Here is a 460-nt window from a genome sequence, read left to right on the forward strand (position 1 = left end):
GCGTTCTTCACGAGCGGCCGGACCAACTACATCACCGGGTCCACGACGAACCTGGGGACCGACGGCGTCGGCATCGGGGCCGGGGTGCTGGCCTTCCGCAAGATGCGGTCGCCGGCCGCGGACGGCACGAAGGCCGTGAACGCCGACACGCAAAACCCGGTCGGGTCGGCCCCCGGCGGGCGGCCGGAAATCCTGCTCGTGCCGCCGGAACTCGAAGGCAATGCCGAGGTCATTTACCGGAACCAGAACCTGGGGTCGGTGAAGAACTCGGACGCGAACATCTACCAGAACAAGTACCGGCCGGTGGTCGCGTGGCAGCTGAGCGACTCGGCGTACACCGGGTACTCGACCACGGCTTGGTACCTGCTGAACAACCCCGCCTACATGGCCTCGATGGTGGTCTCGTTCCTGAACGGGAACATGACGCCGACGGTGGAATCGGCGGACGCCGACTTCGACG

Annotated in this window: 1 protein-coding gene; it reads left to right on the forward strand. The window is 66.5% G+C overall.

Annotated features, from left to right (window positions below; all coding sequences use genetic code 11):
* A partial coding sequence (locus tag AC3DEV_RS16970) for a phage major capsid protein (RefSeq protein ID WP_488372866.1) occupies nucleotides 1-460 on the forward strand: 460 nt, incomplete at both ends.

The sequence above is a fragment of the Dietzia sp. IBK-p2-15D genome (genome assembly GCF_057773105.1).